The following is a 21208-nucleotide window of genomic DNA, read 5'->3' as shown; positions in this document are numbered from 1 at the left end:
TCCGGGCCGCCGACAGGGGGCTCAGCCGCTGATCTCCCGGTGCGTGGTGCCGCCACCGATGGCGACCTTGCGGGGCTTGGCGCGCTCGGCGATCGGGATCCGCAGGGTGAGCACACCCGCGTCGTAGTCCGCCTTGATGTGCTCGGTGTCCAGGGTGTCGGCCAGTACGACCTGGCGGGAGAAGACACCCAGGGGCCTCTCGGAGAGCTCCATCTGCACGTCGTCCGCCTTGGTGACGGGGCGCCGCTCGGCCTTGACGGTCAGCATGTTCCGCTCGACGTCGACATCGATCGCGTCCGGGGACACACCGGGCAGATCGAGGGCGATCACATACTCCTCGCCCTCGCGGTAGGCGTCCATCGGCATCGCCGACGGGCGCGACCAGGTGCCGGTCGTGTTCAGGAGCTGCTGGGTGAGGCGGTCCAGCTCACGGAACGGATCGGTGCGCATCAACATCGTCAAACACCTCCAGTGTTCGGGTCAGGCACGTTCCTGCCAATGCGTTTCACCTGCCTTCGTTGTAACATGTCATCCAAGTGATGACAAGTGGGAAGTCGTCGAGACGACGACATCACGCACGATCACCTCAGCCGACACCTCGGAAGACACCGCACTGGAAGGGCCCATGAACAGCACCGATCAGCCCGCCTGCGACCACGGCAGCCCCGGCGGTCTCACACCCACGTCCTTCCTCGCTGCCGCCGCGGCCCTGGACACGATCCACGAGGCCCTGCACACGGCCCGGACACCCCAGGACGGGGACCGGCCCGAACCCGACCCGGCCGGCTCGCAGCAGGCGCTCGCGGCGCTTCTGATGCTCCGCGAGGCCCGGGATCAACTCGCCGAGTGGGAAGCGGGTCTGATCGAGGCGGCCCGGGAGGCGGGCGCCAGCTGGGCCGACCTCGCCCACCCCCTCGGCGTCTCCAGCCGTCAGGCGGCCGAGCGCCGGTACCTTCGGGTACGGCCCGGACGTCCCGGTTCCACCGGGGAACAGCGCGTACAGGCCACCCGCGACCGCCGCGCCGCCGACCGCACCGTCACCACCTGGGCCCGCGCCAACGCCGCGGACCTGCGCGGGCTCGCTGGGCGGATCACCGCGCTGACCGACCTCCCCGCCGCCGCCCGCACCCTCGTCGAACTCACCGCCGCCCTCGCCGACGACGACGCCGCCGCCCTCATCGCCCCCCTGGCCGACACGCACACCTATCTGACGCCGGGCCACCCCGACATCGCGGCCCGCGTCGACGACATCACCCGCCACACCGACCGGCTCCGCCGCGCCAGCAGCGACCAGCGCCAGAACAGGACGTGACCGGCTCCCGTCGTGCGCGACGGGAGCCGGGGAGGGAAGAAGAGGTCAAGGGTCGAAGGGATGCCGGTGGGCGCCGAAGGGCGTACCGCCCGGCCAGGGGCGTACCGCTCGGTCAGGGGCGTTCCGCGCGGATGACCACCAGCTCCTCGTGGTCGTCGCCCTCGCCGATCAGGCCCTGGCGGGCGAGCCAGGGGCGGCGGGAACGCAGTACCGGGCCGTAGGGCACCTCGGCGCGGTCGACGACCGAGGCACGCAGTCCGCCGTCCTCAAGGCTTCGCAGCGTGGCGTCGGTGCCGCACAGGCCCGAGTGGACGACCAGCAGAGCCCCGCCCGGGCGGAGCATCCCGGGTGCCGCCGCGCAGAGGCGGTCGACGAAGACACGGCCGTCCCGACCGGCCTCCCATGCCCGGGCCCGGCCTCCGCGCGGTATCCGGTCGGCGGGCGAGGGCACATAGGGCGGATTGCTGATCACCAGGTCGTACCTGCGCCCCGTGGCCGCCGTGGTGAGGTCACCGTGGCGGACGCGCACGCGCCGCCGGGCGAGCAGCGCGTTGACGCGTGCCGTGAACACGGAGAGCCAGGAGATGTCGACGGCGGTCACCCGGGCACCCAGACGCGCGGCCTGTACGGCGACGGCGCCACTGCCGGTCCCCAGGTCGAGCACGTCGGTGGACGAGTCGACACCCTCACGACACAGGGCGCGTGTGAGCAACTCCGTGTCCCACTGCGGTGCGTACACACCCGGCGGGGTGAGGAACAGCGTCGACGTCGACACCAACGTGAACGCCGCCATCGGTCACCTCCGTCTCGCTTGCATCTCGGATATCACCCGCACCACTCGCATCACCCGTGCACGGGCCTCACCCGAGTGCCCAGGGATCCGAGGAGCACACAGCGACTACGGGTGATCGGGCTGCTGGCCCGGCGGCACTCCCCCTCCCTTGCCTCCGCCCTTGTCGCCCTTGTCCGTGCCGTGGGCATGGCCGCCGCGCTTCGCGTCCGACTGCCGCGCCTTCAGCTCGGCGCCGTCCTGCGGTGTGGCACCGCCCTTGTCACTGCGCCGCTGTTCCGGCTGCTGCGGATTGGACATCTCTGCTGACAGCTCGCTCACTTCCGGGTGGTCGAGCTCACTTCAGGGGTGTTTGAGACGGACGGGTGCCCATGGGGTGGCATCCGAAGCGACCGTGTGGGGTTTGGTCGGTTATGGGTACTCGCGAGACCGAGCGGCGGTGCAGGTGCCGTCCCACTCCACGGAGGGATGGGTTCCCATGACTCAGCATGTCAGCGACCTGATGACAAGCGCCCCGGTGACCGTCGAGCCGCAGACGTCGGTGGCGACCGTGGCCCGGATGATGCGGGACGAGGACATCGGCGCCGTCCTGGTCACCGAGGGCGATCGGCTGCGAGGGCTGGTCAGCGACCGCGACCTGGTGGTCCGCACGGTGGCCGAGGGCGGCGACCCGAACCGGACGACCGTGGCGGACGCGTGCAGCGACGACCTCGTCACGGTCGGCCCGGACGACGACGTGCGCCGCGCGGTGGAACTGATGCGTGAGCACTCGGTCCGCCGGATGCCGGTCGTCGACGAGGAGCAGCACGCGGTGGGCATCGTCTCCCTCGGGGACCTGGCCATCGAGCGCGACCCGGAGTCGGCCCTCGGCGACATCAGCTCCACGAAGCCCAACAAGTAGTGCGTCCACCGAAGGAGCGTGTGCCATGACGACCCCTGATCCCGGCCCCCGACGGATGCCGGGAGCCGACGCCCCCCGTGGTGTGCCGCCCGGTGAGACTCCGCCGGGCGAAGGGGGGACCTACGGCATCTCCCACCCGGAGCCGCCCGCACCGCGCAAGGGGTGGGGGTCGATGTCCCTCGCCCTGATCCTGGTGCTGGCAGCGCTGATAGTGATCGGACTCGTCGGTATGGCCGTGGTCCTCTGACGTCCGCCGAGCCCCTCCGGCGTCCGCTCCGCGAACCACCGTGGCCCGTGCGCTACCGACCGCCACCGGACGGATCGGCCAGGGCGATACGTGCCGTGATGCGCTTGCCGACCGGCTCCCGCTCGACGAAGAGGTCCTCGGTGACGGCCTTGACGATCTCCAGCCCGTGCTGTCCGATCCGGTCGGGGTCGGCGGCCTGTGCGGCGGGCACCGTGGGATCGCTGTCCCACACGACGATGTCCACGCCGTCGGCGGTGACCCGCAACTCCAGGAGCACCGGCCCTGGGGCGTACTTGCGGGCGTTGGTGACCAGTTCGCTGACCACCAGCTGCGTGAGGTCCCGTACCCGTGCCGAGACGGGCAGGTGGTGTTGGGCGTGGGCACGGTCGAGGAAGGCGAGGGCGTGGTGGCGGGCATCGGCGATGCAGCCGTCCTCGCCACCCAAGGCGTATCCGGCGCGCATCAGATAGGTGTCCGGCCCGCTACAGCCGTCGCCGTCGGCATTCGATCCCACGTGTCCCGCCCTCATTCCCCCCTCACATACGCGCCCGTACCCGCGATGGTCCCATGCATGCCTCCCGCTTCGGCCGCCGGAGGGCCTGCCCGGTCCCGGGCCGGGCATCACGGCCCCGGCCCGGGATCCGGTCGTACGGCCTCGGTGATGCCGGCGCGGGCCGCTTCGAGCTGGGCGGCGAACGCGATGCCCAGGAAGAGCGCCACGCCCGTCAGGTTGGCCCACAGCAACAGGGCGACGAACGCCGTCAGCGGCCCGTAAACGGCGCCGAACGACCCGCTCTTCGCGACGTAGAGCGCCAGCAGCCAGGTGGCCGTGACCCACAGGACCAGGTGGACCGCCGAGCCGAACGCGAGCCAGGTGTAGCCCGGTTGGTCCCTGCGCGGGGCCCAGCGGAAGATCACCGCCGACGCGACCCAGGCGAGCAGGACGCCCAGCGGCACTTCGAGCGGGCCCCACCGGCCGAGCCACGCCCGCGACCAGCCCAGGGCCTCCACCACCGCGTTCCCCACGGCGTCCCCGGCGACGAGCACGAGGAAGCCCAGCACCATCGGCATGCCCGCGGCGAGCGCGAGGAGCAGGGCCCGCCCGTACTTGGCGAGGAAGGGCCGGTCGCGTTCGATGCCGTAGATACGGTTGGCGCCCCGCTCCACCTGCCCCATCGCCGAGGCGAGGTTGAGCAGGGCGAAGGCGAGTCCCAGCCACATGGCGACGGCGTTCCAGACACCCGAACCGGCACTGCGGGCGGTGGTGTCCAGCGCGTCCTCGACCAGGCTCGCGCTGGCGCCCGGCACGATCCGGCCCACGGTGAGTTCGATGATCCGCCCCACGCTCTCCGTGTGCACGGTGGTGGCCACACCGACCAGCGCGATGGTGAACGGCACCAGGCCCAGCACCACCTGGAACGCGAGCGAACGGGAGTGGCTGAAACCGTCCGCGTAGCGGAACCGGGCGAACGCGTCGAGGAGCAGCCGGCGGCCCCCGTAGCGCCTCAGCGCGATCAGCGCCTCGTCGCCGGAGAGCTCCTCCCCGATCATGTCCCGCGTCTGCGGGACGTGGACCACGGTTCCCATCGCGGCGGCTCAGCCGTTCGCCGCGGCCGTCACCGTGGCGGGATCCATCCCCGTCAGCTCGGCGATGCGGTGCGGCGGCACGCCCGCGGCCAGGGCGCGACCGATCAGGCCGTCCCGGCCGTCCGCGCAGTCGCGGTAGGCGAGCAGTTCCTCCTCGATCCGGGCCAGCGGCTCCGGCGCCAACCGGTGGCGGACCCGGCTCAGTTCCTCGTCGCTCAGCGGGACGGGCACCCGCTCCGTGCCCTCGGGGATGGCGGCCGTCTCCTCCGGCGGCAGCAGGCGCAGGCGCGCGGAGGTCGGCGTGGTCCCGTGGGCGTCCAGCCACGCGCGGACCGCGGGCGTCTCCATGCACGCGAGGTCCTCGACGGCGGCGGGGGCCACGCCGAGCGGTACGGACTCGTCGTCGAGCAGGAACAGATAGGCGTCGTCGGTCATCCTCGATCCTTTCCCCACGGCTGTTGACCGACATCCGCATACCCCCTCCCGGCCGATTCACCGTCCGGCGCCACGGGCGTCCGCGGCCGGACGCGGCCACGGCCCGCTCCGGGAAGGGGCTCGCCCGCGGACGGGGATCCCCCGACGCCGGGCTCGTCCCCGGAGCCCGGCTCGCGTGGGTCCGCGATCAGGCGGTTCCGCCGCGGCGGCCGCGCAGCCACCACACTCCGCCGCCGACCGCGACGAGGACGACCGCGCCGATGCCCAGCGGCACGGCCGGGGAGAGACCGTCGTCGCCGTCCGTGCCGGCCGCCGCGGGCTCCGCCGACGACTTCTCGGCGTCCGGCTCCTTCGTGGCCTCCTTCGTGGGGGCCGCTGTCGTGGGCTCCTCGGAGGGGTGGGCGTGGGGCTGACGGGCTTCGCGCCGGGCGCGGCGGCCTTCAGGTCCAGACGGGGTGCCGGGTGGCCGTGGTGGCCGTCTTGGGACTCCTCCTCCAGTTCGATCCAGCGGTCCACCTTGCCGTCGCTGTAGGACTGCAGGGTCTTGAAGACCAGTGACTTCGCGTCGGGCAACTGCCGTACGGTGACGACGTATTCGACGTCCTCCCCCACCGCCTGCTTCTCGCCCGAGACGGTGTAGCCCCGGCTGGTGGGGCTGAGCTTCCAGCCGTCGGGGCCCTTCTCGTAGGTGATGTCGGCGGGGGCGATGCCCTCGGGCAGGATCACCTCCAGCTTGGTGATGCCGGCCGTGGTGGACTCCGACGCGGCGGAGAAGGTCAGTTCGACGTTCTGGTCGAGGGCGCGGGCACCCTTCGCCTCGACGTCCGCATGGGCCGCGGCGGGCCCCGCGACGGCGACGACGGCCGCGAGGGCGATCGCGGTGAGCGCGCCGGATCGACGCAGGGTGCGCAGCAGGGTGGAGCGGTGCACGGGGAACTCCCTTGAATGGGTGGGCTGTTGGCGTGGTGGGACACGGGGCAGCCCCGGCGTGGGCGGATCGGCCGGTGCCGATCGGCGCGCTCGGGGGTGCGGCGTGCGTCCGGGGCGTGGAGCCGACAGCGCGTCGTGCTCGCGGACGCCCCGGGAAACCGGCTGTCGTCAGACGGCGACAGCGGCCCCGGCCGGTGGCCCCCGGGAGGTGATCGCGTGGATGAGGAGATGGCGGTGCGGCCCGCCGTCCGTACGGGCGCGGCGGGCGCGGGCCGGCGGACGGTACGCCGGCGCGGACGGTCCGAGGAGCGGGCGGAGGGGTGCGGTCAGCCATCCGGCGAGCGCCCGCAGGATACGGAAGGCGGCACGCTCACCGTGGGCGAGCCAGAGGCCGCACAGCATCGCGGCCAGCAGATGGGCGGCGAGCATGCCCGTCGAGGGCAGGCCGCCCATGACGTGCTCCAGCCCGTGCGCGACCGCCACGACCAGGTGGTCCGTCGACGGTGAGGCGGGCGGGGTTCCCGTCGTGTGGTCCATCGTCGCCATGGCGGACCGGACGGGCGGGGCACCCGTCGCGTGGCCGAACGCGTCCGTGGCCGGGCCCGTGGCGCCCCGGGGATGCCGCACCACCGTGTGGGCGAGCGAGAACACCGTGTGGAGGAACGCCTGCGCGGCGACCGTGGCGGAGCCGACCAGGAGCGGGCCGCGCTCCCGGGCGCCCGACCACCAGGCCGCGCCGCCGGTCACCGCCGTCCCCGCGACCATGGCCCACCAGGGCACCGCGGCCCCCGACATCAGGACGTGCCCGAGGGAGGTGAGCAACACGCAGACGGCCGCGAACACGGCGGCCCTGAGCATGCGGGAACACCCCCCAGCGGTCATCGCGCCCCATCCTCGCAGTCCTGGTCCCATGCGTCTCGGGAGGGTACGTGCACGCCCCCGGCCTGCCACTCAATCCGGCCGCGGTGACGCACACCACACCGGCCGCGTAAGGGGTGGCGGGCGGGGGGCTGGCGAAAGACGGCTGCGGTGGCCTGACGCGGCATCAAGCCAAAGTGGCCCCGGCGGTGTCGGTCGTCTTTCGGGATCGCTGTGGCGCTCCTATCTTCGTACGCCAATGGTTACCGACGGTAAGGGGTGGGCGATGGGCACGCTGGGCGGCACCACACGCAGAGGTTTCCTGGGTACGGCGTCGGCCGCAGGTGGTGCCGTCGCCCTCGGCACCGCGCCGCGGGCGGAGGCACGGGACGAGGCGCGGGAAGAGGCCGCTCCACACACCGTGGCGGTCCTGGGCGGGGGCGTCGCCGGTCTCACGGCGGCGCACGAACTCGCCGAGCGCGGCTTCCGGGTGACGGTGTACGAACGCAAGGCGCTCGGCGGCAAGGCCCGCAGCATCGACGTACCGGGCAGCGGTACGGGCGGCCGTGCCCCGTTGCCCGGGGAACACGGCTTCCGCTTCATCCCGGGGATCTATCACAACCTGCCCGACACCATGCGCCGCATCCCCTTCCCGGGCAACACCCATGGCGTGCACGACAACCTCGTCGCCCCCAAGGAGATGCTGTTCGCCCGGTCCGGCGGCCGCGAGGACATCAGGATCCCGCTCCCCTGGCCGGACAGCAGCCCCGCCGACCTCACCCCCGACGAGATCCGCCGAGCCGTCACCGCGTTGCTGGACACCGCCTTCAAACTTCCCCTGCACGAGGCCCTCTACTTCGCCAACCGCTTCCTGGTCTTCCTCACCAGCTGCGACGAACGCCGCGACGAGACCTGGGAGCGGACACCCTGGTGGGAGTTCGTCCGGGCCGGGCAGATGTCGTACGACTACCAGCGGATCCTCGCGGTCGGCATCACCCGCAACATCGTGGCCACCAAGGCGGAGGAGGCCAGCACCCGTACCGTCGCCACCCTGCTGGAGGCCTTCGCCTTCAACCTGCTGGGGCGGGGCGCGGACGGCCCGCTGGACCGGATCCTCGACGCGCCCACCAACGAGGCCTGGATCGACCCGTGGGTGACCCATCTGCGGTCCCTCGGGGTCGAGTTCCGGATCGGCTGGACCGTACGGGACCTGACCCTGGAGAGGGGCCGGATCGGCGCGGCCGCCATCGAGGATCCGGCGGGCACCCGGCGAACCGTCACCGCCGACCACTACATCTCGGCCATGCCGGTCGAGCACGCCCGGCGCACCTGGAACCCGGCCGTGCGCGCCGCCGACCCCCAACTCGCCGCGTGCGACCGGCTGCAGACCGACTGGATGACCGGCATCCAGTTCTATCTGACCGAACGCACGCCGATCCTGCACGGCCATCTCGACCTCATCGACTCCCCCTGGTCGCTGACGGCGATCGCACAGGCACAGCACTGGCCGGGCCACGACTTCCCCGCCGACTTCGGGGACGGCACGGTCGCGGACTGCCTCTCCGTGGACGTCTCCGAGTGGGACCGGCCCGGCATCCTGTACGGGAAGACGGCCAAGCAGTGCACCCGCGCCGAGGTCGCCCGCGAGGTGTGGGCGCAGCTGAAGGCCGCGCTCAACGACACCGGCCGTACGGTCCTGAAGGACTCCGTGCTGCACTCCTGGTTCCTCGACCCGGCCGTGGACGGACTCGGCACCCCGAACCCGGTCAACGAGGAGCAGTTGCTGATCCATCCGACGGGGACCTTCCACCACCGCCCGCGTTCGGCCACGAGGATCCCCAACCTCTTCCTGTCCGGCGACTACGTGGCCGTACCCATCGACCTGGCGACCATGGAGGGTGCCAACACCTCCGCCCGGCAGGCCGTCAACGCCCTGCTGGACCGGATCGGTTCGTCCGCCGAGCGGTGCACCGTCACCCCGCTGTACCGGGCACCCGAGTTCGAGGCGCTCAAGCGCCACGACCGGACCCGGTACCTCCTGCGGCTGCCGAACCTCTTCGACCTCGGCTGACGTCGCCGTCCGGCAGACTTCACCGTCCGCGCCGGGGTCCCGGCCGTTCGCGTGCCACGCTGTGCGCGGTGCCGGGACGGAAGGACGGGGCGGTCTGTGACAACGCAGCGCGAGAGTCGAGGGCTGCTCGCCCGGGTACGGGCGGTCCCCGGGGTCGAAGCGGTGGCGTCCTACCGGCGCGAGTGGCTGGTCAAGGACCTGGTCGCGGGGGTCGTCCTGACCACGCTGCTGGTCCCCCAGGGGATGGCGTACGCCGAGCTGGCGGGCCTGCCGCCGATCACCGGCCTCTACACGACGGTGCTCTGCCTGCTCGGGTACGCGGTGTGCGGGCCGTCCCGGATCCTGGTGCTGGGCCCGGACTCCTCACTCGGGCCGATGATCGCCGCCACCGTGCTACCCCTCGTGGCGGCGGACGGGGATCCGGACCGGGCCGTCGCGCTGGCGTCGATGCTCGCGCTCATGGTGGCGGCCGTCATGATCCTGGCGTCGGTGGCGAAGCTCGGTTTCGTCGCCGACCTGATCTCCAAGCCGACGATGATCGGCTATATGAACGGCCTCGCGCTGACCATCCTGATCGGTCAGCTGCCCAAGCTGCTCGGCTTCAAGGTGGAGGCGGACGGTCTGATCGGCGAGTGCGCCGGGTTCGTCCGGGAACTCGCCGACGGGGCGGTGGTGCCGGCCGCCGCCGCGGTCGGCTGCGGCGGGATCGCCGTCATCCTGGTGCTCCAGCGCTTCCTGCCGAAGGTGCCCGCGGTGCTCGTGATGGTGGTCCTGGCGATCGCCGCGGCCACGGCCTTCGACCTCGGCGCCCGCGGCGTCAGCCTGGTCGGCGAACTGCCCGAGGGTTTCCCGCCGTTCACGATTCCCGAGATCCGTCTCTCCGACCTCGTACCGCTCCTCGGCGGAGCACTGGGCATCGCCCTGGTGTCCCTGGCCGACACGATCTCCAACGCGTCGGCCTTCGCGGCCCGCACGGGGCAGGAGGTCCGCGGCAACCAGGAGATGACCGGGGTCGGCATCGCGAATCTGGCGGCCGGCCTCTTCCAGGGCTTCCCGGTCAGCACGAGCGGGTCCCGGACGGCCGTGGCGGAGCGCGCGGGGGCCAGGAGCCAGCTCACCGGGGTCGTCGGCGCGGCGCTGATCGTCCTCATGCTGGTGCTGTTCCCGGGGCTGTTCCGCGATCTGCCGCAGCCGGCGCTGGCGGCCGTGGTCATCGCCGCGTCGCTCTCCCTGGCCGACGTGCCGGGGACGGTACGGCTGTGGCGGCAGCGCCGGGCGGAGTTCTTGCTCTGCCTCACGGCCTTCCTGGGCGTGGCGCTGCTGGGCGTACTGCCCGGGATCGCCGTCGCCGTGGTGCTGTCCGTCCTCAACGTCTTCCGGCGCGCCTGGTGGCCGTACAACACCGTGCTGGGGCGGGTGCCCGACCTGGAGGGCTACCACGACGTCCGCTCCTACCCGCGGGCCGGGCAGCTGCCGGGGCTGGTGATCTACCGGTTCGACGCGCCGCTCTTCTTCGCCAACGCCAAGGCCTTCCGCGACGAGGTCAGACGCCTGGCCGCCGCCGAGCCGCGGCCGAGCTGGATCGTGATCGCGGCGGAGCCCATGACCGACGTGGACACCACCGCCGCCGACGTGCTGGAGGAACTCGACGAGGAGCTCAACGCCCGGCATGTGCACCTGGTGTTCGCCGAGCTCAAGGACCCCGTACGCCGCAAGATCGAACGCTACGGCCTGACCCGCACCATCGACCCCCGGCACTTCTACCCCACCGTGGAGTCCGCCGTGGCCGCGTACCGCCTGCGCACCGGGGCGGCCTGGGGCCCGCCGCCCGCCGACGAGGGATGAGGCCGGGGGCTGGTGAGGGCCGGGGAGGCCGTCGCGGCCGCGGCCACGACGGGCGGGGGCGCCGGTCGCGCCGAACATCCTGCGCCACCTCGTCCTGGTCGTCGACGCGTACGGCGTGGACCCGCGGCCGCTGCCGGCCCGGGGCGGCTGGACCCGGCGATGCCGCGCTCCGCCGCGCCGCGGGTCCCCTACCGGCAGGGCAGCGATGTCGTCTGCCGGGCCGTCAACGGCCAGGGGACTCGCCGTACGCAGACCCGGACGCGGCCCGTACGCTGTGCGCCGGGCCTCCCCCGGAGGCCGTGGAGCGAGCCGCGCCCCGCGCGCGTGCTCGCCTCTCCCCGACACCCCGAAGGCGGGTACGGCCGTGAAGGTGCACCACCTCAACTGCGGGACGATGCTCCCGCTCACCGGCGCGCTGGTGTGCCACGTCCTGCTGGTCGAGGCACCGGGCGGACTGGTGCTGGTGGACTCCGGGTTCGGGCTGAGCGACATCGCCGAGCCCGGCCGTCGGCTGGGGCCCTCCCGGCGTCTGATCAGGCCCGTGCTCAGGGCCGAGGAGACGGCGGCGCGTCAGGTCGAGGCCCTCGGGTTCCGGCGGGAGGACGTGCGGCACATCGTCGTCACCCACTTCGACCACGACCACATCGGCGGCATCTCCGACTTCCCCGGTGCCCAGGTCCACACGACCGCGGCCGAGGCCCTGGGGGCGATGGTCTCCCCGTCCCGGCGGGAGCGGTTCCGGTACCGGTCGGCGCAGTGGGCCCACGGGCCGAAGATCGTCGAGCACATGCCGGACGGCGAGGCGTGGCGCGGCTTCGCCGCCGCCAAGGAACTCGACGCCGTCGCCCCGGGCGTCGTCCTGGTGTCCCTGCCGGGGCACACCCGCGGCCACGCCTGCGTCGCGGTCGACACCGGAAGCGGCTGGATCCTGCACGCCGGCGACGCGTTCTTTCACCGGGGGACGATCGACGGACTCGCCCCCGTCCCCCGTGCCCTGCGCGCCGTGGAGAACCTGCTGGCGCACGACCTGAAGCAGGTGCGCGCCAACCACGCCCGCCTCGCCGAACTGCACCGCCGCCGCGACGCCGACCTGACCGTCGTCAACGCGCACGACCCCGTCCTGTACGAGCGCGCCCGCACCGCTCCGTAGCCACGGCACCGCACAGGCCGCCCCGGTGGCCGCCGTGGAGAGGGCGCGCGACCGTCAGATCCAGCCGTCGAGGGACGTCATGAAGCCGTCGAAGTCGTCCCGGTGGATGGTGTGGCCCGCTCCGGGGACCGTACGGATCGCGAAGCCGTCGGACCTGAGCCGCTCGGCGTCCTCGGGGCCGACCAGGTAGCTGGGGTCGGCGAGTTGGAGGAGGGAGGGGACGACGAGGCGGTCGGGGACGAAGCCGCTGAGCGGGCGGCCGCCGAGGAAGTGGGCGGAGCCGGCGTCCCAGGCGGCCAGGGTGGCCATCTCGATGTCGACGTCCTCGGGGTCCCAGCGCGGGTTGAGCGCGGCCGTCTGGGCGCGGGTGGCGCGTTTGAAGGAGGCGAACACCTCGGGGCCGACGCGGCGGTCGGGGTCGGCCGACGACCAGGCGGGGTCCGAGTAGACCGCCCGCCGGGGCCGCAGCCGTTCGACGGCGAGGGAGAGGGCGAGCCCGCCCAGGGAGTGCCCCAGGGCCAGGTCGGCCTGTCGGGGCAGGGTGTCGACGAGGTCGTCGGCGAAGAGCCGCGGACTGTACTCGCCGCGCGCTGACAGCCCGTGGCCGCGCAGGTCCACGGCGATCACCCGGTAGCCGCGGTCCGCGAGCGCCGGGGCGACCCGGCGCCAGGTGCGGGAGTCGGACATGATGCCGTGAACAAGCAGGGCGATCCGCTCACCGGCGCCCCATTCCCGGGTGTGCAGCCGCACGTCATGCCTTTCGTCGATTCGGCGTCGGTTCGGCCGGTCCCGGATGGGCGCCGTCGTTCGGGCCGGGTCGCCGGCGGGCCCGGTTGCCGCGTGGTGAGCAGTTTCCCGCCCGTGGGGCGCGCAGTCGAGCGGATTCGCTCCCGAGGAGGCGCGGCCCTCGGAAGCGGCCGCCGTCCGGCGCGAGCCGTCGTCGCATGCGAACCGTCGTCGCATGCGAACCGTCGTCGCATGCGAACCGTCGTCGCATGCGAACCGTCGTCAGGCCGCGTCAGGGACCGTCGCGTCGAGGGCGGTGCGCAGGGTCGTGGCCATCAGGTCGATCGCCTCCTTGCCCGCCGGCACCGGGCCGGTGTGGGTGAAGTAGTGGTCGACGCCCTCGAAGACACGGTGGGTGACCGGGACCCCGGCGGCTGCCAGGGCCTCGGCGTAGGCGTCGCCCTCGTCGCGCAGGCGGTCGTTCTCGGCGGTGATGACGAGGGCGGGCGGCAGTCCGGCGAGGTCGTCGGCGAGTCCGGGCGAGGCCAGCGGGTCGGCGAGATCCGCCGGATCCGGGACGTAGGCGGCGGTGAAGATCCGCATCAGCTGCGGGCTGAGCAGCGGTTTGGCGATGCGGGACCGCTTGGTGGCCGGGTCGGCGACCATGTCGAGCGGCGCGGAGTCGATGATCTGGAGGCGGGGTGTGAAGGTGCCCCGGGCGCGGGCCGTCCGGCAGACCCCGGCGGTCAGGTTGGCCCCCGCGCTGTGTCCGCCGACGGCGATCCGCGAGCCGTCCCAGTCATGGGCCTCGCCGTTCTCCGCGATCCACTCGACGACGTCGTAGGCCTGGGTGACGGCGGTGGGGAAGACGCGCTGCGGGGCGACGGCGTAGTCCACGTTGACGACGACACAGCCGGCCGTGGCGGCGATGTAACGGCAGATGTGGTCGTCCTGTTCGGGGCGGGCCACGATGAAGCCGCCGCCGTGGAAGTTGACGTACACGGGAGCGGGCGCGGGGGTGGTCGTCGGCGGGCGGTAGACGGTGCAGTCGACCGGCCCGGCGCCCGTCTCCACCCGGAGGGTTTCCGTCCGCTTCGGGACGTCGGTGAAGCGCAGGTCCTGGTGGACACGGGTCATGACGCCGCTGAGCAGCAGCTGCACCCCTCTGGCTTGGATTCTGGCACCGAACGACATGATCGCACCCACCCATCGCTCCAACATTGAATCAACAGGATTCCTGTTGATGGGATGATGGACTCCGATCGCGATTTCCGCAACGGTGAGCACGCCACCGCTTCGAGGACGGTGGCGTGGGAGGCGCAGAAGGGCCGCGAAGAGTCAGCTCTCGGCGGCGAGGAGGACGAAGTCCGCGTTCGACGGGTCGAGGCAGACGGCGAGCCGGCCGACGCCCGGCATGTCCTCGGGGCCCATCTGCACGCTGCCGCCGTGCCCGGTGACCGCCGCCACGGCCGTGTCGCAGTCGGCGACGGCGAAGACGGGGTGCCAGTACGGCCGCCCGCCGTTCAGGGCGAGATCCTCGGCCCGCAGCTGCATGAGACCGCCCTGCATCCGCTCCTCGGGAAGCCCGGCGGGCGTGATGAGCGTGTACGCGCCCGCGTCGCCCGGCATCGGCATCTCGCCGAACTGCCAGCCCAGGACACCGCCGTAGAACTCCTTGGCCGCCGAGGCGTCGGTCGTGTAAAGCTCCGTCCAGGTCAGCGAGCCCGGCTCGTCCGCGAGTTCGAAGCCCGCGTTCGTGCCCGGCTGCCAGACGGCGAACTGGCCGCCGAGCGGGTCGCTGTACTGGGCCATCCGCCCCCAGTCGCCGAGGTCCCTCGACGGCACCCGCACCGTGCCGCCGGCGCTCTCCACGGCCCGCGTCGTGGCGTCCGCGTCGGTGACCGTGTAGTAGATCATCCAGGCCGAACGCGCGCCCTGCTCGGTGAGTTCACCGAGCCCGCCGACCACCTTGCCTTCCTTGCGGAAGACTCCGCCCGAGCCCTCCGTCTCCGCCCCTCGCCCCCGCCCCCACCCATGGGCTCGTACTCCCAGCCCAGCACCGCCCGGTAGAAGGCCGCCGCGGCCGGCAGGTCGCGGACGCCGAGGTCCAGCCAGCAGGGGGAGCCGGGCGTCAGGTCAGTGGTGATCACAAGGTTCCCCTTCGCGTTCTCGTTCCTGTGCCTTCAGCCTGACACCGCCCCCGGGCGTCCGCGCGCCGACCGTCAGGCGTCCAGGTCGTCGGCGAAGTGCCGGAAGCCGTGGCGGTCGCGGTGGATGCCCCAGAGGGTGTCGGCGAGAACGGCCGGGTCCTTGCGGTGGTGCCCGGGGACGATCGCGCCGGGCACCACCAGCTGCGCGACATGGATGCCCTCGGCCCCGAGGGTGTCGTGCAGCAGGTGGCCGTACGCGCTCTCGGCGGCGAACGCGACGGACGTCCCCGCCCGGTCGGGGTGCGGGACCACGGCCGTACCGCCGTTGACGAGCAGGATCGTGCCCCGGCCGAGGGCGCGCATACCGGGCAGCACCTGCCGTACGGCGGCGACCGCGCCGTAGACGGAGAACTCGATCGGGCCGACCAGGTCGGTGTGGCTCGTCTCCAGCACCGGCAGCATGAAGTCCGGGTGCGGCAGGGGGCTGTACTGGAGGACCTCGATCGGCCCCAGCGCCGAGTGCGCCGCGTCGAGCACGGCGGTCAGGGCCTCCGGGTCGCGCACGTCGGCGGCGAACCCCTGCGCGGTGACACCCTCGTCGGCGAGGCCGGCGGCGAGCGCCGTCGTGCGCTCCGGATCGCGGGCGACGAGCGCCGCGGCGAACCCCTCACGGCCGAAGCGACGGGCGACGGCCGCGCCGAGACCCGGCCCGGCTCCGATGACGGCGATGGCGGTCATGACGTGTGTGCCTCCCTGGCGTGACGGACTGACGGCCCCCACTGTCCGGGAGCCGTCCCCGACGCTCAATGTTGTGCACTTTATTGACGACAGTCAGGCATGCACCTAAGTTCACGGTGTCCTTCCCCCGCTCTAGGGAGACCGCGATGCCTTCGTCCCCTGTCGCTCCACCACCCCCGAACCCCGAGCAGACCGAACAGGCCGAACAGGCGGAGCGCACGCGGCAGTTGCGCCGTGTGGCGTTGTCCGGGCTGCTGGGTACCGCTGTGGAGTTCTACGACTTCCTCGTCTACGGCACGGTCGCAGCGCTGGTGTTCGGCGAGTTGTTCTTTCCCGGCGCGGATCCGGCGGTGGGCACGATCGCCGCGTTCGGCACGTTCGCGGCGGGGTACGTGGCCCGGCCGCTGGGCGGGATCGTGTTCGGGCACTTCGGTGACCGGCTGGGCCGCAAGTCGATGCTGCTGCTGACGATGGGGCTGATGGGCGGTGCGAGTTTCCTGATCGGTCTGCTGCCCACCTACGACACCATCGGGGTGTGGGCGCCGGTGCTGCTGATCGCGCTGCGGGTGCTGCAGGGCATCGCGATCGGCGGTGAGTGGGGCGGTGCGACGCTGATGGTCGTCGAGCACGCCGGGGAGAAGCGGCGCGGGTTGTGGTCGAGCTTCACCCAGATGGGTGCGCCCCTGGGTTCGCTGTTGTCGTCGCTGGTGGTCACGCTGGTGGTGGCGATGCCGCGGGATGAGTTCGCGGCGTGGGGGTGGCGGGTGCCGTTCCTGCTGAGTGTGGTGCTGCTGGGGGTCGGGCTGTTCGTGCGGCTCAAGGTCGTGGAGAGTCCGCTGTTCACCCAGGTGAAGAAGGACCGGGCGCGGTTGCCGTTGCTGGATGTGGTGCGCCGGCCGCGGGCGCTGGTGCTGGCGGCGTGCGTGGGGATCGGCGCGTTCACCGCGCAGTCGCTGCTCACGAGTTATCTGATCGCGTACGCGACGGGGATCGGGTATCCGCGGCCGGAGGTGCTCAGGGCGCTGACGGTGTCGGCGGCGGTGGCGCTGGTGGTGCTGCCGTGCGCGTCGGCGCTGTCGGACCGGGTGGGGCGCCGCCCGGTGGTCCTGGCGGGTGCGCTGGCCTCGGCGGCACTGGCGTTTCCGGTGCTGGCGCTGGTGGACTCACGCTCACCCGGGCTGCTGATCATGGCGGTGGTGCTGGGGCACGGCATCGCGCAGTCGGTGATGTACGGACCGCTGGGGGCGTTGCTGACGGAGATGTTCGGGACGCGGGTCCGCTACACGGGAGCGTCGCTCGGCTACCAGCTCGCGACGCTGATCGGGGCGGGGTTCTCGCCGATGATCGCGGGGAGCCTGGTGGCCGCGAACGGGGGTTCCAGCACGCCGGTGTCGCTGTTGATCTGCGGAGGCGCGGCGATCACGGCGGTGACGGTGTGGTTCGTGCGCGAGACGCACCGGGAGTCGCTGGGCGAGGCCGAGGCCGCGCCCAAGGGCGCCGCGAAGGAAGAGGTGGCCTCCTAGATGACGCATGGCAGGGGCCCGGGGAACCGCGCGAGAAGCCCCCCACCGGCCCGCGCCCGAGCAGCTCGCCCACGGCTCCCGCATCCCTCACGGGACGCCCGCGACCTGGGGTGGCCGCCCGCCGGAGCACGGGCGGGCGGCCGTACGCTTGCCCCCGTGGAGGACTACGACATCCTGGACACCCCGGACAGCGACACCCCGGACGGCGCCACCTCGGACGGCCCGCAGCCTCGCCCCCAGTCGCTCATGCTCGCCTTCTTCGGCAACAACGTGCTGGAGGAGGGCGACGGTGATCTGTGCGTGTACTCGGGCAGCGTCATCGACGTGCTCGGCCGGGTCGGCGTCGGTGAACAGGCCGTACGGTCCACCCTGACCCGGATGGTCAACCGCGGTCTGCTGCGGCGCCAACGCGAGGGCCGCAAGATGTACTTCGGCCTCACCCCGCAGGCGACGCGCGTCCTGCGGGACGGCCACGTCCGCATCTGGCGGCAGGGCGCGGTCAACGACGACTGGGACGGCACCTGGACCCTCCTCGGCTTCTCCCTCCCCGACTCGTGGAAACGCCAGCGGCACGACCTGCGTTCGCGGCTGACCTGGTCGGGGTTCGGCGCCCTCTACAGCGGGCTCTGGATCGCCCCCGGGCACGTCGACATCGCCGGGGAGGTCACCGAGCTGGGGCTCGCCGAGCACGTCAAGATCTTCCACGCACAGGCGAACGTGGCCACCGACATCGAGCTGATGATCCGCGACACCTGGGACCTGGAGCGCATCGCCGCCCGCTACGTCACCTTCGACAAACGCTGGACGGCCCTCCTGGGCTCGGGGGGCGGCTCGGGCGACGACCCCATCGGCACCCGGCTGCGGCTGGTCAGCGAGTGGCTGTGGACCATCCGCACCGACCCCGGCTCCCCGCCCGGCACCTGCCCCCGAGTGGCCCGCCCGCCCGGCCGAGGAGACCTTCCGCCGCCTCGCCGAGCTGACGGCGGCCCCGGCACGGCGAACGGCCGACGATCTGCTCGACATGGTGCGACTGCGCCACCCCGTTTTGGGCGGCACCCTGGAGTCGGGCCCGACGGCCGACGGCGGCCACGAGGTGGAACTGCGCCTCCCGGCCCGCTCGGAGTGATACCCCGGGCGCCGGACGACGCGAAGGCCGCGCCCTGCTCAACACGCTCTCCACCAGTGCCGCCGCGGACCATCTGGTCGGCCGGAACCCGAAGGACCCCGCCGTCGCCGCCCAGGCCGGTCCGGAGGCCCGGTCGGGGTGACTTCCCCCCGCGCCCCGACCTCCGCGAAGCGGCCCGCCGACGACCGGCGGGCCGCTTCATGCGGTATGGCCGTCGGTCCGGTTCTGGAGGGCGGCCGGCTCCGGGAAGGTGAGGACCGCGGAGTCGTTCAGTTCGGCCCAGACCGTCTTGCCCCGGCGGGCGCGGCGGGTGCCCCAGTGCTCGGCCAGCTGGGCGACCAGGAGGAGGCCCCGGCCGCCCTCGTCGAAGACCCGGGCGCGGCGCAGGTGCGGGGTGGTGCCACCGGAGTCGGAGACCTCGCAGATGAGGGTGCGGTCGTGGATGAGCCGCAGCCGTACGGGGGGCCGGCCGTAGCGGATGGCGTTGGTGACCAGTTCGCTGACCACCAGCTCGGCGGTGAACTCCAGCTCCTCCAGGCCCCACTCGCCCAGCTGCCGGGTGACGTGCGCCCTGGCGCGGGCGACGGCCGCGGGCTCGGCGTCCAGGTCCCAGGTGGCGACCTGGCCCGCGCCGAGGGCGTGGGTCCGGGCCAGGAGCAGGGCGACGTCGTCGGGCGGCCTGGCCGGGAGCAGCGCTTCGAGCACGGCGTCGCAGGTGGCCTCCAGGGAGGGGGCCGGCCGGGCGAGGGCGTCACGGAGCCGGGTGAGGCCCGCGTCGATGTCGTGGTCCCGTGCCTCGATCAGACCGTCGGTGTAGAGCGCGAGCAGACTGCCCTCCGACAGCTCGAACTCCGCCGCCTCGAACGGCAGCCCGCCCAAACCGAGCGGCGGGCCCGGTGGCAGCTCCAGGATGTCGACGGTGCCGTCCCGGCCGACCACGGCGGGCAGCACGTGCCCCGCACGAGCGGCGGTGCAGCGGCGCGATACGGGGTCGTACACGGCGTAGAGGCAGGTGGCCCCGATGTCCCCGCCTCCCGCGACGGCACCCGTCGCAGCGGGGGCTGCGGGCGCGGTCCGACCTGGCTCGGTCCGACCGGGGGACATGGGCCCGGCGGACGTGGGCCCGGCGGACGTGCCCCGGACAGTCCCGCCCTCGCCGTCCGCGCCGTCCGCGCCGTTCTCACCCTTCTCGCTCTTCTCGCCGTTCTCGCCGTTCTCGCCGTTCTCGCCGTTCTCGCCGTTCTCGCCGTTCTCGCCGTTCTCGTCCACCTCGGCGGCGAGGCGGAGCACGACGTCGTCCAGGTGGGTGAGGAGTTCGTCGGGTGGCAGATCGATGTCGGCCAGGGTGCGTACGGCGGTCCTGAGGCGCCCCATGGTGGCGGCGGCGTGGATGCCGTGCCCCACCACGTCGCCGACGACGAGCGCGACCCTGGCCCCGGAGAGGGGGATGACGTCGTACCAGTCCCCGCCCACGCCGCCCTGCGCGTCGGCGGGGAGGTAGCGGAAGGCGACATCGACGGCGGACTGCTTCGGCGTCCGACGCGGGAGCAGGCTGCGTTGCAGGGTGAGGGCGGTGGCGCGGGCATGGGTGTACCGGCGGGCGTTGTCGACGGCGATCGCCGCCCTCGCCGCGATCTCCTGCGCGAGGAGCAGGTCCTCGTCGTCGAAGGCGTCCCGGTTGCGGTCCCGGCAGAACTGCGCGACCCCGAGCGTGACACCGCGCGCCCGCAACGGCACCACCAGCGTGGAGTGGACCCGTCCGCGCCGGCCATCCTCGCCGTCGCCGCCCCCGTCACCGTCGGTCTCCACCGCGCCCACACCGTCCACCGCGTCGCAGCCCCCCTCAGCGCCGTCCTCGCCCGCGAACCCGGCGGCCCCGTACGGCAGCCGGTTGCCGCCGTCGAGGCGGTGCCTGGACGGCTGGCCCGTGGCCAGGGCGCGGGACGGCGGGGAGCCGGGCGGAAGGTGTGGGCGGTCCGGGAGCGGCCGTGGGCGCCGGGCCGGGGTGCGCCGGGGACCGCTGGGCGACCCGGTGGAGCACGGGTGACGCGGGCGGGTCGTCCGGCGCGGCGCCGTGGGCGCCGAGAGCGGAGTCGAGCAGGTCGACGGTGGCGAGGTCGGCGAAGTGCTCGGTGGCGAAGTCCGCCAGCTCCTGCGTGGTGCGGGCGATGTCCAGCGTGGTGCCGATGCGGACGCTCGACTCGTTCACCATGGACAGCCGCCAGCGCAGCCGCCGGTCCCGCTCCTGCTCGTAGGCGACGACGCCCTGCTCGGAGGTACGGTCCACGTACCCGGTCGCCGCCACGACCAGGCGGCGCGCGGCCTCGCTGACCAGGGCCGCGTCGTCGGTGAACCGGGGCATCTCCGCCAGCAGGTGGTCGAGGATGATTCCCTCGCCGAGCCGGAAGGCCCGCAGGACCGCGCTCACGGGGACCCCGTGCCGGGCGACACGGCGTACGCGCTCCAGTTCGGCGGACGACACCTCGATGCCGCCCGGGCCGAGGCCGTACTGCAGGGCGGACAGCACCGCGACGACGTGGTCGGCGACGTTGTCCGACGCCATGGCGTCGGGGTGCGCCCACAGGTCGGGCATCTCGCGGCGCAGGCACTGCTCCACCTCGGCGGTCAGCTCCTCCGCTCTGGGGAGGAGCTCACGCGCGACACGGGCCACGAGACCGTCAGCCGTGGAGTCCACAGTCACGACGGTACGCCGAACAACCGCGCACGCCCCACCGCACGCCTTCCCGCCCCGCGTGCGCCCCGGCCGCTCCGGCGCGGTCCTCCTCCCTGCTCCTTACCCGGGTCCGGTTATGGTGACG

At 73.0% G+C, this 21208-nt stretch carries 17 protein-coding genes and 4 pseudogenes; 8 read left to right on the top strand and 13 right to left on the bottom strand.

All coding sequences use genetic code 11. From position 1 onward, the window contains the following. Window positions 1-21 precede the first annotated feature (21 nt). Window positions 22-456: an Hsp20/alpha crystallin family protein gene (locus tag E4N62_RS08850; protein WP_184900944.1), complete on the bottom strand. Its 435-nt coding sequence runs from the start codon at window positions 454-456 to the stop codon at window positions 22-24. Window positions 457-625: 169 nt separating this feature from the next. Between E4N62_RS08850 and E4N62_RS08845 the strand changes: the two genes are divergently transcribed. Then, a complete protein-coding gene (locus E4N62_RS08845; protein ID WP_230213387.1) occupies window positions 626-1312 on the top strand; it encodes a type III effector protein in 687 nt (228 codons plus the stop codon). Window positions 1313-1424: 112 nt separating this feature from the next. Here the strand turns inward: E4N62_RS08845 and E4N62_RS08840 are convergent, their stop codons facing one another. Together E4N62_RS08840 and E4N62_RS08835 are read right to left on the bottom strand one after the other, a co-directional pair. Beyond that, window positions 1425-2105 (bottom strand): HemK2/MTQ2 family protein methyltransferase, encoded by a 681-nt coding sequence (locus tag E4N62_RS08840; protein ID WP_230213386.1) that lies wholly within the window; start codon window positions 2103-2105, stop codon window positions 1425-1427. A gap of 105 nt (window positions 2106-2210) precedes the next feature. Continuing rightward, window positions 2211-2423, bottom strand: coding sequence for a hypothetical protein (locus E4N62_RS08835; RefSeq protein ID WP_230213385.1), 213 nt, complete (start codon window positions 2421-2423; stop codon window positions 2211-2213). A 157-nt stretch (window positions 2424-2580) separates the two neighbouring features. On the opposite strand from E4N62_RS08835, the gene E4N62_RS08830 reads away from it, so the two are divergent. After that, complete coding sequence (locus tag E4N62_RS08830) at window positions 2581-3003, top strand: CBS domain-containing protein (RefSeq protein ID WP_184900936.1); 423 nt, start codon at window positions 2581-2583, stop codon at window positions 3001-3003. Window positions 3004-3028: 25 nt separating this feature from the next. Continuing rightward, entirely contained in the window at window positions 3029-3250 is a 222-nt protein-coding gene (locus E4N62_RS08825; RefSeq protein WP_230213384.1) for a DUF6480 family protein, read from the top strand. A 52-nt stretch (window positions 3251-3302) separates the two neighbouring features. Here E4N62_RS08825 and E4N62_RS08820 read toward each other — a convergent pair whose 3' ends face one another. From E4N62_RS08820 to E4N62_RS08800, 5 genes and pseudogenes are all read right to left on the bottom strand, one after another. Next, window positions 3303-3764, bottom strand: a complete 462-nt coding sequence (locus E4N62_RS08820; RefSeq protein ID WP_230213383.1) for an ATP-binding protein — start codon at window positions 3762-3764, stop codon at window positions 3303-3305. 107 nt (window positions 3765-3871) lie between these two features. After that, the gene (locus E4N62_RS08815; protein WP_230213382.1) at window positions 3872-4837 is read right to left on the bottom strand and encodes a YihY/virulence factor BrkB family protein; all 966 of its coding nucleotides are present in this window, start codon (window positions 4835-4837) and stop codon (window positions 3872-3874) included. A 9-nt stretch (window positions 4838-4846) separates the two neighbouring features. Then, a complete protein-coding gene (locus E4N62_RS08810) occupies window positions 4847-5272 on the bottom strand; it encodes a DUF6003 family protein (RefSeq protein ID WP_230213381.1) in 426 nt (141 codons plus the stop codon). A gap of 187 nt (window positions 5273-5459) precedes the next feature. After that, window positions 5460-6202 (bottom strand): annotated as a pseudogene (locus tag E4N62_RS08805) (DUF1775 domain-containing protein). 168 nt (window positions 6203-6370) lie between these two features. Then, window positions 6371-7084 (bottom strand): hypothetical protein, encoded by a 714-nt coding sequence (locus tag E4N62_RS08800; RefSeq protein WP_230213380.1) that lies wholly within the window; start codon window positions 7082-7084, stop codon window positions 6371-6373. A gap of 271 nt (window positions 7085-7355) precedes the next feature. Between E4N62_RS08800 and E4N62_RS08795 the strand changes: the two genes are divergently transcribed. The 3 genes from E4N62_RS08795 (at window position 7356) to E4N62_RS08785 (ending at window position 12126) form a co-directional block, all read left to right on the top strand. Next, window positions 7356-9131 (top strand): FAD-dependent oxidoreductase, encoded by a 1776-nt coding sequence (locus E4N62_RS08795; protein ID WP_374116978.1) that lies wholly within the window; start codon window positions 7356-7358, stop codon window positions 9129-9131. A 123-nt stretch (window positions 9132-9254) separates the two neighbouring features. Then, window positions 9255-10976: a sulfate permease gene (locus tag E4N62_RS08790; RefSeq protein WP_268269229.1), complete on the top strand. Its 1722-nt coding sequence runs from the start codon at window positions 9255-9257 to the stop codon at window positions 10974-10976. 364 nt (window positions 10977-11340) lie between these two features. After that, the gene (locus E4N62_RS08785) at window positions 11341-12126 is read left to right on the top strand and encodes an MBL fold metallo-hydrolase (RefSeq protein WP_230213377.1); all 786 of its coding nucleotides are present in this window, start codon (window positions 11341-11343) and stop codon (window positions 12124-12126) included. Between the two features lie 54 nt (window positions 12127-12180). On the opposite strand, the gene E4N62_RS08780 is transcribed toward E4N62_RS08785, so the two are convergent. From E4N62_RS08780 to E4N62_RS08765, 4 genes and pseudogenes are all read right to left on the bottom strand, one after another. Beyond that, window positions 12181-12876, bottom strand: coding sequence for an alpha/beta fold hydrolase (locus E4N62_RS08780; protein WP_230213376.1), 696 nt, complete (start codon window positions 12874-12876; stop codon window positions 12181-12183). Window positions 12877-13134: 258 nt separating this feature from the next. Continuing rightward, window positions 13135-14046 carry an alpha/beta hydrolase gene (locus E4N62_RS08775; RefSeq protein ID WP_230213375.1) on the bottom strand — a complete coding sequence of 304 codons (912 nt, stop codon included), beginning with the start codon at window positions 14044-14046 and terminating at the stop codon, window positions 13135-13137. A gap of 144 nt (window positions 14047-14190) precedes the next feature. Beyond that, window positions 14191-15002 (bottom strand): annotated as a pseudogene (locus E4N62_RS08770) (VOC family protein). A 72-nt stretch (window positions 15003-15074) separates the two neighbouring features. Further along, window positions 15075-15740 carry an SDR family NAD(P)-dependent oxidoreductase gene (locus E4N62_RS08765; RefSeq protein WP_230213374.1) on the bottom strand — a complete coding sequence of 222 codons (666 nt, stop codon included), beginning with the start codon at window positions 15738-15740 and terminating at the stop codon, window positions 15075-15077. Between the two features lie 146 nt (window positions 15741-15886). Between E4N62_RS08765 and E4N62_RS08760 the strand changes: the two genes are divergently transcribed. Together E4N62_RS08760 and E4N62_RS08755 are read left to right on the top strand one after the other, a co-directional pair. Further along, on the top strand, window positions 15887-17263 hold the full coding sequence (locus E4N62_RS08760) for an MFS transporter (RefSeq protein WP_230213373.1): 1377 nt from the start codon (window positions 15887-15889) through the stop codon (window positions 17261-17263). A 156-nt stretch (window positions 17264-17419) separates the two neighbouring features. Then, a pseudogene (locus E4N62_RS08755) lies at window positions 17420-18389 on the top strand (PaaX family transcriptional regulator C-terminal domain-containing protein). A gap of 198 nt (window positions 18390-18587) precedes the next feature. Here E4N62_RS08755 and E4N62_RS49325 read toward each other — a convergent pair. After that, window positions 18588-21084 (bottom strand): annotated as a pseudogene (locus E4N62_RS49325) (SpoIIE family protein phosphatase). Window positions 21085-21208 lie beyond the last annotated feature (124 nt).

Source organism: Streptomyces sp. MNU76 (genome assembly GCF_020982545.1).
GTDB lineage: Bacteria > Actinomycetota > Actinomycetes > Streptomycetales > Streptomycetaceae > Streptomyces.
This window is presented reverse-complemented; position numbering and strand designations above follow the sequence as displayed.

Excerpts from the sequence above, each read along its gene's own strand:
- E4N62_RS08775 (WP_230213375.1), bottom strand. The coding sequence starts at position 14,046 with ATGTCGTTCGGTGCCAGAATCCAAGCCAGAGGGGTGCAGCTGCTGCTC.
- E4N62_RS08800 (WP_230213380.1), bottom strand. The coding sequence starts at position 7,084 with ATGACCGCTGGGGGGTGTTCCCGCATGCTCAGGGCCGCCGTGTTCGCG.
- E4N62_RS08810 (WP_230213381.1), bottom strand. The coding sequence starts at position 5,272 with ATGACCGACGACGCCTATCTGTTCCTGCTCGACGACGAGTCCGTACCG.
- E4N62_RS08815 (WP_230213382.1), bottom strand. The coding sequence starts at position 4,837 with ATGGGAACCGTGGTCCACGTCCCGCAGACGCGGGACATGATCGGGGAG.
- E4N62_RS08840 (WP_230213386.1), bottom strand. The coding sequence starts at position 2,105 with ATGGCGGCGTTCACGTTGGTGTCGACGTCGACGCTGTTCCTCACCCCG.
- E4N62_RS08765 (WP_230213374.1), bottom strand. The coding sequence starts at position 15,740 with ATGACCGCCATCGCCGTCATCGGAGCCGGGCCGGGTCTCGGCGCGGCC.
- E4N62_RS08825 (WP_230213384.1), top strand. The coding sequence starts at position 3,029 with ATGACGACCCCTGATCCCGGCCCCCGACGGATGCCGGGAGCCGACGCC.
- E4N62_RS08850 (WP_184900944.1), bottom strand. The coding sequence starts at position 456 with ATGTTGATGCGCACCGATCCGTTCCGTGAGCTGGACCGCCTCACCCAG.
- E4N62_RS08830 (WP_184900936.1), top strand. The coding sequence starts at position 2,581 with ATGACTCAGCATGTCAGCGACCTGATGACAAGCGCCCCGGTGACCGTC.
- E4N62_RS08760 (WP_230213373.1), top strand. The coding sequence starts at position 15,887 with ATGCCTTCGTCCCCTGTCGCTCCACCACCCCCGAACCCCGAGCAGACC.
- E4N62_RS08845 (WP_230213387.1), top strand. The coding sequence starts at position 626 with ATGAACAGCACCGATCAGCCCGCCTGCGACCACGGCAGCCCCGGCGGT.